Here is a 9,114-nt window from a genome sequence, read left to right as displayed (position 1 = left end):
TTCGCTGAGTGTGAATACCGCTGCCGCTGGCGGTAACGCCAGTTTAATGACGATCGGTTAAACAGGTAGCCGGAGGATGTTACAACCTCCTCCGGCATCTTTAACGTGGTCGAATCCCCTCAATAATAATCCGCTGCACGTTTTCAACCGTTTGATTGAAAAATACCTCATCGCGCAACGTCGCGCCTGTCACCGCCTCCACCTGAGGGGCGAAATCGGCGTAATGTTGAGTGGAAGCCCAAATCATAAAAATCAAATGCTGCGGATCAATCGGCGCGAGTTTGCCGCTTTTGACCCAACCGGCAATCAGCGCCGATTTCTCATCAATTAATGCCTTCAAATCGCCCGTCAGTTCATCCATTAACAACGGCGCGCCTGCCAGCATCTCCATACAGAACAGGCGCGAAGCCTGCGGATAATCGCGTGAGACTTCCAGCTTCAGACGGATGTACTCTTTTATCGCCGCTAGCGGGGCGAAATCTTCACGAAACGCTTTTAACGGTGCCAGCCAGATATCGAGAATCTGCCGCAGCACGGCAATATACAGCGCCTCTTTTGACGGGAAGTAATACAGCAGATTGGTTTTTGAAACACCCGCCAACTCTGCGATCTGCTCCAGCCTTGTGCCGTGAAAACCGAATTGTGAAAAAGTGTCCAGTGCTGCGCTAAGAATCGCTTTTTTCTTCGCGCTTACTGCGCGCGAACGTTTACCCGTTGTTTTCACTGCGCCTTGCGTCATGCGCTCTCCCCTCTTGTAGATTGGTAACAGGATAGCAAAACCCCCGCCCGGCCTCGACCTTCTGCACTCTCATCGCGCACGGATGCATGTTTTATGTGCAACTGTTTTGACCGTTTAGTCCACTTTTTACCAGATATTTTAGATAACACAATGCTAACACATTAATAACATTCACTTTTTAAAAACTGGCATCCGCTTTGCAAACAAGCCAATACGCGGCTGAAAAGGATATGCAGGATGCAGCGCCCCGTCTGACTTTCACTTTACGAGACGAAGAGAGGTTGATGATGAAAATTGGCGTATTCGTACCTATTGGCAACAACGGCTGGCTCATTTCGACCCACGCGCCGCAGTACATGCCGACCTTTGAACTGAATAAAGCCATTGTGCAAAAAGCGGAGCATTACCATTTCGATTTCGCCCTGTCGATGATCAAACTGCGTGGCTTTGGCGGCAAAACTGAGTTCTGGGATCACAACCTTGAGTCGTTCACCTTGATGGCGGGTCTGGCAGCCGTGACCTCGCGCATTCAGATTTACGCCACTGCTGCCACCTTAACGTTACCTCCGGCAATCGTCGCCCGTATGGCCGCAACCATCGACTCCATCTCTGGCGGGCGTTTTGGCGTCAACCTCGTGACTGGCTGGCAAAAGCCCGAGTATGAGCAGATGGGTATCTGGCCTGGCGATGACTATTTCTCCCGTCGTTACGACTATCTCACCGAATATGTTCAGGTGCTGCGCGACCTGTGGGGCACGGGGAAAAGCGATTTTAAAGGCGATTTTTTCACCATGAATGATTGTCGCGTCAGTCCGCAACCGAGTGTCCCCATGAAAGTGATCTGCACCGGGCAAAGCGACGCTGGCATGGCGTTCTCCGCCCAGTATGCCGATTTCAACTTCTGTTTCGGCAAAGGCGTAAATACACCCACGGCTTTCGCCCCGACCGCTGCGCGGATGAAACAGGCCGCAGAGCAAACCGGACGCGACGTTGGCTCTTATGTGTTGTTTATGGTGATTGCCGATGAAACCGACGATGCCACTCGCGCCAAATGGGAACACTACAAAGCGGGCGCGGATGAAGAGGCGTTAAGCTGGCTAACCGAACAAAGTCAGAAAGATACCCGCTCCGGTACTGACACCAACGTTCGTCAGATGGCCGATCCCTCTTCGGCGGTAAACATCAATATGGGGACGTTAGTCGGTTCTTACGCCAGTGTCGCGCGCATGTTAGATGAAGTCACAAGCGTGCCTGGTGCAGAAGGCGTGCTGTTGACCTTCGATGATTTTCTGTCGGGAATCGAAACCTTCGGCGAGCGCATTCAACCACTGATGCAGTGCCGCGCCCATCTCTCTGCGCTGACTCAGGAGGTGGCATGATGACAACCTTAACCGCTCGACCGGAAGCCATTACCTTCGATCCGCAGCAAAGTGCGCAGATCGTGGTGGATATGCAAAACGCTTATGCCACGCCAGGCGGCTACTTAGATCTCGCCGGGTTTGATGTCTCAACCACTCGCCCGGTCATTGCCAACATTCAAACCGCTGTGACCGCAGCGCGAGCGGCAGGGATGTTAATCATCTGGTTTCAAAATGGCTGGGATGAACAGTATGTCGAGGCTGGCGGCCCCGGCTCACCGAATTTTCATAAATCGAACGCCCTGAAAACCATGCGTAAGCAGCCGCAGCTGCAGGGGAAATTGCTGGCGAAAGGCTCCTGGGATTATCAACTGGTGGATGAACTGGTGCCGCAGCCTGGCGATATTGTGCTGCCGAAGCCGCGCTACAGCGGTTTCTTCAATACGCCGCTGGACAGCATTTTGCGCAGCCGTGGAATACGCCATCTGGTTTTCACCGGTATCGCTACCAACGTCTGCGTCGAATCGACGCTACGCGATGGCTTTTTTCTGGAGCATTTCGGCGTGGTGCTGGAAGACGCAACACACCAGGCGGGGCCGGAATTTGCACAGAAAGCCGCGTTGTTCAATATCGAAACCTTTTTTGGCTGGGTCAGCGACGTCGAAACGTTCTGCGACGCGCTTTCTCCCACGTCCTTTGCTCATATCGCTTAAGGAGTTTAACGATGCCAAAATCCGTAATTATTCCCGCTGGCAGCAGCGCACCGCTGGCCCCCTTCGTTCCCGGCACGCTGGCTGATGGCGTGGTGTATGTCTCCGGTACGCTGGCTTTTGATCAACATAATAACGTGCTGTTTGCCGATGACCCAAAGGCGCAAACCCGCCACGTTCTGGAAACTATCCGCAAGGTGATCGAGACGGCGGGTGGCACGATGGCGGATGTGACCTTCAACAGCATCTTTATTACCGACTGGAAAAATTACGCCGCGATTAACGAAATCTACGCCGAGTTTTTTCCGGGTGATAAACCGGCGCGATTCTGCATTCAGTGCGGACTGGTAAAACCTGACGCGCTGGTGGAAATCGCCACAATTGCGCATATCGCCAAGTGAGGCCGCGATGAAACTTTCACTCTCACCTCCCCCTTATGCTGATGCACCCGTAGTGGTGTTGATTTCGGGTCTTGGCGGTAGCGGCAGTTACTGGTTAACGCAACTGGCGGTGCTGGAGCAGGAGTATCAGGTAGTCTGTTACGACCAGCGCGGCACCGGCAATAATCCCGACACACTGGCAGAAGATTACAGTATCGCCCAGATGGCAGCGGAACTGCATCAGGCGCTGGTAGCCGCAGGGATTGAGCGTTACGCGGTGGTCGGCCATGCGCTCGGTGCGCTGGTGGGGATGCAGCTGGCGCTGGATTATCCCGCGTCGGTAACTATGCTGGTCAGCGTTAACGGCTGGCTACGAATAAACGCCCATACGCGCCGCTATTTTCAGGTTCGCGAACGATTACTGTATAGCGGCGGCGCGCAAGCATGGGTGGAAGCGCAGCCGTTGTTCCTCTATCCCGCCGACTGGATGGCGGCCCGCGCACCTCGCCTGGAGGCAGAAGACGCGCTGGCACTGGCGCATTTTCAGGGCAAAAATAATTTACTACGTCGACTTAACGCCCTCAAACGCGCTGACTTTAGTCACCATGCGGATCGCATCCGCTGCCCGGTACAAATCATCTGCGCCAGTGATGATCTGCTGGTGCCAACAGCATGTTCCAGTGAACTTCATGCCGCCCTGCCCGATAGCCAGAAAATGGTGATGCCCTATGGCGGACACGCCTGCAACGTGACCGATCCCGAAACGTTTAATGCTCTGTTACTCAACGGGCTTGCCAGCCTGTTACATTACCGTGAAGCCGCCCTGTAAGGAATTGCTATGAACGAAGCCGTTAGCCCAGGTGCGCTTACCACCCTGTTCACCGATGCCCGCACTCACAACGGCTGGCGGGAGACACCCGTCAGCGATGAGACGTTACAGGAGCTTTATGCCCTGATGAAATGGGGGCCGACATCAGCTAACTGTTCTCCGGCACGGATCGTGTTTATCCGCACTGCAGAAGGAAAAGAACGTCTGCGCCCGGCGCTTTCCAGCGGCAATCTGCAAAAAACCCTGACCGCGCCCGTCACCGCTATCGTCGCCTGGGACAGTGAATTTTATGAACGGTTACCACTACTGTTTCCCCACGGTGATGCCCGCAGTTGGTTTACCTCCAGCCCACAACTTGCCGAAGAAACAGCGTTTCGCAACAGTTCCATGCAGGCGGCCTATCTGATCGTCGCTTGCCGTGCGCTGGGACTGGATACCGGCCCGATGTCGGGTTTTGACCGTCAACACGTTGACGACGCTTTTTTTGCGGGCAGCACGCTGAAGAGCAATCTGCTGATTAATATCGGCTATGGCGATAGCAGCAAACTTTTTGCGCGCCTGCCACGTCTGTCCTTTGAAGAAGCCTGCGGGCTGTTGTAAGGAGCAAACTATGAACATAGTTGATCAACAAACCTTTCGCGATGCGATGTCCTGTATGGGCGCGGCGGTCAATATCATCACCACAGACGGTCCAGCCGGGCGCGCCGGGTTCACCGCCAGCGCCGTCTGCAGCGTGACCGACACGCCGCCCACATTACTGGTGTGCCTGAATCGTGGGGCGTCCGTCTGGCCGGTATTCAATGAAAATCGAACGCTGTGTGTAAATACACTGAGCGCCGGGCAGGAGCCGCTTTCAAATCTTTTTGGCGGCAAAACGCCCATGGAACACCGCTTTGCCGCCGCCCGCTGGCAGACGGGTGTGACCGGATGCCCGCAACTGGAAGAGGCTCTGGTTTCGTTTGACTGCCGTATCAGCCAGGTGGTGAGCGTCGGCACCCACGACATTCTGTTTTGCGCCATCGAAGCGATTCATCGTCACACCACACCCTACGGGCTGGTGTGGTTCGATCGCAGTTATCACGCGCTGATGCGCCCTGCTTGTTAACCTCCTTAAGGAGACAGCTGATGGCAATGTTCGGTTTTCCTCACTGGCAGTTAAAATCGACCTCTACAGAGAGCGGCGTGGTCGCGCCGGATGAACGATTGCCGTTTGCTCAGACGGCAGTAATGGGCGTTCAACACGCGGTGGCGATGTTTGGCGCGACGGTGTTAATGCCGATTCTGATGGGGCTGGATCCCAATCTTTCCATTTTAATGTCGGGGATCGGCACGTTACTGTTTTTCTTTATTACCGGCGGGCGCGTCCCCAGTTATCTCGGCTCCAGCGCGGCTTTTGTCGGCGTGGTGATTGCCGCGACGGGCTTTAACGGTCAGGGCATTAACCCGAATATCAGCATCGCGCTGGGCGGGATTATCGCCTGTGGGCTGGTTTATACCGTCATTGGCCTGGTGGTGATGAAAATTGGTACACGCTGGATTGAACGACTAATGCCGCCGGTGGTGACGGGTGCGGTGGTGATGGCGATTGGCCTGAACTTAGCGCCTATCGCAGTGAAAAGTGTATCGGCTTCGGCCTTTGATAGCTGGATGGCGGTAATGACGGTGCTGTGTATTGGGCTGGTGGCGGTGTTTACCCGTGGCATGATCCAGCGGTTATTGATTCTCGTAGGATTAATTGTCGCCTGTCTGCTGTATGGCGTGATGACCAACGTTTTAGGGCTGGGAAAAGCCGTCGATTTTACTCTCGTCAGCTATGCTGCCTGGTTCGGTCTGCCGCATTTTTCCACTCCTGGTTTTAATGGCCAGGCGATGATGTTGATTGCGCCCGTGGCGGTGATTCTGGTGGCGGAAAACTTAGGTCATCTCAAGGCGGTCGCCGGGATGACCGGACGCAATATGGACCCGTATATGGGGCGAGCATTCGTCGGTGATGGTCTGGCAACGATGCTTTCCGGCTCTGTCGGCGGTAGCGGCGTCACCACCTATGCTGAAAATATCGGTGTGATGGCCGTGACAAAAGTCTACTCGACGCTGGTGTTTGTTGCAGCTGCCGTCATCGCTATGCTGTTGGGCTTTTCGCCGAAATTTGGCGCGCTGATCCATACCATTCCGGCCGCGGTGATTGGTGGTGCATCAATTGTTGTGTTCGGGCTGATTGCCGTCGCAGGCGCAAGGATATGGGTACAAAACCGTGTCGATTTAAGCCAGAACGGTAATTTGATTATGGTCGCAGTAACCTTCGTGCTGGGCGCGGGTGATTTTGCTCTCACGCTTGGCGGTTTTACGTTGGGAGGGATCGGTACAGCAACCTTTGGCGCGATTTTACTCAATGCGTTATTAAGCAGAAGGTTGGTTGACGTTCCACCGCCAGAAGTTGTTCATCAGGAGCCATAAACAGAAAACCGCCGGGTTACCGGCGGTGATGACTTTTTGACGAGCTTAAGAAAAAAATGCATTCGTCATTGATTAGCCCGGCTAGTTGTCGCTTTTGCCGTGACTGCTCTTGCCACCTTTTTTACCTGCTTCTGATGCTCTTTCGCGGTCTTCTGCAAAATTGCCGGAACCGCCTCGATGGTTTGCCATTACTGACCTCCGTCTGGGTATAGACATCATATTGCATAGAATTAACGCGGCGTATGGCGGCTGCCATATTTTCGCTACGTGGGACTAAGCTTAGTGAACTGACGCGGGCAGACCCGCGTTTGGTAATATCCTGCAACAGCTTCTTAGCGAGAATAGATATCATCTCCAATAATTATCCATAAGCCGCTCTTATGATTAAAAAAACGCGATGAGATAAAAATGTGTCATTTTGCGACAAAATTACGTGCTTGTGAAAGTTGTTATAAATCAAATAAGTGGTTGTGAAATTTGCACTCTGAAAAGGACGTCTTATCTTTAAATAAGTGGTAGCGAATCGCTACGGAATAGAGATAACACGAGGAGTGGTTAGAAATGGCTAAAGTTCTGGTGCTTTTACATAGCTAAACACGTATGAGGATGATTCATAGAACATACCTGTTAATTACAGGCTTTATCAGGTGAATGACTATGCAATTTAATAGTAGATTTCCAAGTATCTAAGCAGTTTTACACAAATTCTATGCAGTACCGGTATAGTCTCTTTTTAGCATAACTTATTGAAATATATAAAGAATCTGTGAAGTCTCTTTTCAGGGTAAACTGTATCGTGTTAGTCGCCCCTCTCCAGACACTACATATAGTGCTATATACATGACTATATAACGATATATAGATGTTTGGTCACCATATGTTACAGACACAAAAAAGCCCCCAATTAAGGAGGCTATGAAGATGCTACTAAGTTTCTTACAGTGTCTTTGTCCAGTGACGGCTAACCGTTCTTACAGAGAGATTCAGAAGCTTTGCAACCTGACTTTGTGATAATCCCTTTGCCTTATGCTCTAAAACGGCTTCTGTAGTGTTCACAGCTACAGGACGACCTAACACCTTACCTTGTGCTTTAGCTCGTTCTAAGCCCTCTCTGGTTCGCTCTCTGATGCGGTTAAGTTCAAACTCTGCAAAGGTACTGAATAGTTGAAGGATAAGTTTACCTTCAGCACTTGAAAGGTCTTTGACAGGCAAATCTAAGCAAATTAGCTTCACACCCATACCAAGTAACATTGTGACGGTCTTCTGTACATCAATGTTATCCCTTCCTAAGCGGTCAATCTTGGTCACTACAAGACAATCACCTTCTTCCAGCTTATCCACCAGCTTTACAAATTGTGGTCTGTCCATAGCTGGTGTAGCCCCACTAATAACTTCCTCAATTACTCGTGAAGGTTTGACTTCATAACCAGCACGTTTAACAGCTTCTACTTGGTTTTGTGTGGTGAGGTCATTAACTGATACACGAGCATAAAGGAATGTACGCATGTTCTTATCTCTCTATATAGCCAACAAAGGTCTGTTCTGTTTGTCTATAGACATTTAATCAATTATCACAATTGTTGTCTATATATACGGCTACCTTTTAAAGTAGACACCTAACGGGCGTTTGTTGTCATGTGTATTTATACAGTTAAAGACCTAGATAGATGCCCTTATAGCAACTCACATAGAAAGTCAATAGCTATTTGGCTTTTTTGCCAAGGGGGTCACATAGCTGGTGTGACGGGTACTTAGCAGACATACAGATATTTTCGAAGATTCGGGGAAGATGAGATTCAAAGAGGGCTACTATGATTTTTATAAAAATTTTCAGAAGCCAAATAACCATTGTACAGATTTTGCACAATCTTACCAAGCCTCATAGAAAGCTCTGTAGCGAGTTTTAACCCCATTTTTAGGGGTAACCTATAGGCATGCACCACCCACCTTAAAATAAGGGGGTAAAATCGCTTAGAATGCGTTACAGAGCGTCTGAGAAGCTATATTCACAGATTTTACTAAAGTCTCAGACTTCTAAGTGGTCTTTTTAACAGGAGGGTTCTTTCTCATGTATCACCCTCTCTTCCCGCTAAGCAAGCTACACAGACCTAGAGAACATGCTCTGTAACACCTTCACAAACATTGACTAAGGTCAACTTCATACAAGAAACTACACAGGTGTTATTTAGTCTGACTGTGAAGGGATATTTAACGGGGGAAGAGATACGATATAACCCGAAGGGAGAGTATCATCTTAACAGTGACTGTAAGAGATACCTGAAAAGATACTTAACAGAACTACCAAGAAGAGAGGGAACGATAAGACCAGAGGTAGTGACCTGTTAAACAGGCTGTTTCAAAGCTCTTAAGAATCTGTTAAGTAAGGTCATGTGAACAATCTTACCATTTTGTCAATGCTTTTGTCTTTGACCTAAATCAATAAAATGTATCGTTTGATGTGCTTTTAAACAAAGTAACTAAAAAAACTTTTTAGAGGGGCGCTTCGCTTGGGGTCACTATGTTCTTTCTCTCCCGTTAAGAGGGAAGTTACAGGGCATTTCAAAGCCCTGATAAGGTAAGCCCGATGATAACAGAAACAGAGGGCAAAACCACTTATCAACACTGTGAACGAATAACGTAAAGT

The 9,114-nt window shown here is 50.4% G+C and carries 10 protein-coding genes; 7 read left to right on the top strand and 3 right to left on the bottom strand.

Annotated features, from left to right (window positions below; genetic code table 11):
* Positions 1-100: 100 nt before the first annotated feature.
* A complete protein-coding gene (gene rutR, locus ACUU1M_RS16910) occupies positions 101-739 on the bottom strand; it encodes an HTH-type transcriptional regulator RutR (RefSeq protein ID WP_000191701.1) in 639 nt (212 codons plus the stop codon).
* A 287-nt stretch (positions 740-1,026) separates the two neighbouring features.
* Here rutR and rutA point away from each other — a divergent pair, with 287 nt between their 5' ends.
* The 7 genes from rutA to rutG are packed head-to-tail and all read left to right on the top strand — an operon-like array spanning position 1,027 to position 6,470.
* Positions 1,027-2,118 (top strand): pyrimidine utilization protein A, encoded by a 1,092-nt coding sequence (rutA, locus tag ACUU1M_RS16905; protein ID WP_152029021.1) that lies wholly within the window; start codon positions 1,027-1,029, stop codon positions 2,116-2,118.
* Positions 2,118-2,810, top strand: a complete 693-nt coding sequence (gene rutB, locus ACUU1M_RS16900; protein ID WP_024260735.1) for a peroxyureidoacrylate/ureidoacrylate amidohydrolase RutB — start codon at positions 2,118-2,120, stop codon at positions 2,808-2,810. Before rutA ends, rutB begins: the two co-directional genes overlap by 1 nt.
* 11 nt (positions 2,811-2,821) lie before the next feature.
* Positions 2,822-3,208, top strand: a complete 387-nt coding sequence (rutC, locus tag ACUU1M_RS16895) for a 3-aminoacrylate deaminase (protein WP_001126780.1) — start codon at positions 2,822-2,824, stop codon at positions 3,206-3,208.
* A 7-nt stretch (positions 3,209-3,215) separates the two neighbouring features.
* The gene (gene rutD, locus ACUU1M_RS16890; protein WP_152029020.1) at positions 3,216-4,016 is read left to right on the top strand and encodes a pyrimidine utilization protein D; all 801 of its coding nucleotides are present in this window, start codon (positions 3,216-3,218) and stop codon (positions 4,014-4,016) included.
* A 9-nt stretch (positions 4,017-4,025) separates the two neighbouring features.
* Entirely contained in the window at positions 4,026-4,616 is a 591-nt protein-coding gene (locus ACUU1M_RS16885; protein WP_001001199.1) for a malonic semialdehyde reductase, read from the top strand.
* Between the two features lie 10 nt (positions 4,617-4,626).
* Positions 4,627-5,121, top strand: coding sequence for an NADH-dependent FMN reductase RutF (rutF, locus tag ACUU1M_RS16880; protein ID WP_001028096.1), 495 nt, complete (start codon positions 4,627-4,629; stop codon positions 5,119-5,121).
* A gap of 20 nt (positions 5,122-5,141) precedes the next feature.
* Positions 5,142-6,470, top strand: a complete 1,329-nt coding sequence (gene rutG / locus ACUU1M_RS16875) for a pyrimidine utilization transport protein G (protein ID WP_005074298.1) — start codon at positions 5,142-5,144, stop codon at positions 6,468-6,470.
* Between the two features lie 81 nt (positions 6,471-6,551).
* Here rutG and ACUU1M_RS16870 read toward each other — a convergent pair whose 3' ends face one another.
* Both ACUU1M_RS16870 and ACUU1M_RS16865 read right to left on the bottom strand, forming a co-directional pair.
* A complete protein-coding gene (locus tag ACUU1M_RS16870) occupies positions 6,552-6,659 on the bottom strand; it encodes a con-10 family general stress protein (RefSeq protein WP_001273654.1) in 108 nt (35 codons plus the stop codon).
* Between the two features lie 747 nt (positions 6,660-7,406).
* Positions 7,407-7,976 carry a recombinase family protein gene (locus tag ACUU1M_RS16865; RefSeq protein ID WP_001258749.1) on the bottom strand — a complete coding sequence of 190 codons (570 nt, stop codon included), beginning with the start codon at positions 7,974-7,976 and terminating at the stop codon, positions 7,407-7,409.
* Positions 7,977-9,114: the final 1,138 nt, after the last annotated feature.

The organism is Shigella sp. SIG6, from assembly GCF_053555815.1.
This window is presented reverse-complemented; position numbering and strand designations above follow the sequence as displayed.

Bases quoted from the DNA above. Each gene is read 5' to 3' on its own strand.
- rutD (WP_152029020.1), top strand. From the start codon at position 3,216: ATGAAACTTTCACTCTCACCTCCCCCTTATGCTGATGCACCCGTAGTG.
- rutG (WP_005074298.1), top strand. From the start codon at position 5,142: ATGGCAATGTTCGGTTTTCCTCACTGGCAGTTAAAATCGACCTCTACA.
- rutC (WP_001126780.1), top strand. From the start codon at position 2,822: ATGCCAAAATCCGTAATTATTCCCGCTGGCAGCAGCGCACCGCTGGCC.
- ACUU1M_RS16885 (WP_001001199.1), top strand. From the start codon at position 4,026: ATGAACGAAGCCGTTAGCCCAGGTGCGCTTACCACCCTGTTCACCGAT.
- ACUU1M_RS16870 (WP_001273654.1), bottom strand. From the start codon at position 6,659: ATGGCAAACCATCGAGGCGGTTCCGGCAATTTTGCAGAAGACCGCGAA.
- rutR (WP_000191701.1), bottom strand. From the start codon at position 739: ATGACGCAAGGCGCAGTGAAAACAACGGGTAAACGTTCGCGCGCAGTA.
- rutB (WP_024260735.1), top strand. From the start codon at position 2,118: ATGACAACCTTAACCGCTCGACCGGAAGCCATTACCTTCGATCCGCAG.
- rutF (WP_001028096.1), top strand. From the start codon at position 4,627: ATGAACATAGTTGATCAACAAACCTTTCGCGATGCGATGTCCTGTATG.
- ACUU1M_RS16865 (WP_001258749.1), bottom strand. From the start codon at position 7,976: ATGCGTACATTCCTTTATGCTCGTGTATCAGTTAATGACCTCACCACA.
- rutA (WP_152029021.1), top strand. From the start codon at position 1,027: ATGAAAATTGGCGTATTCGTACCTATTGGCAACAACGGCTGGCTCATT.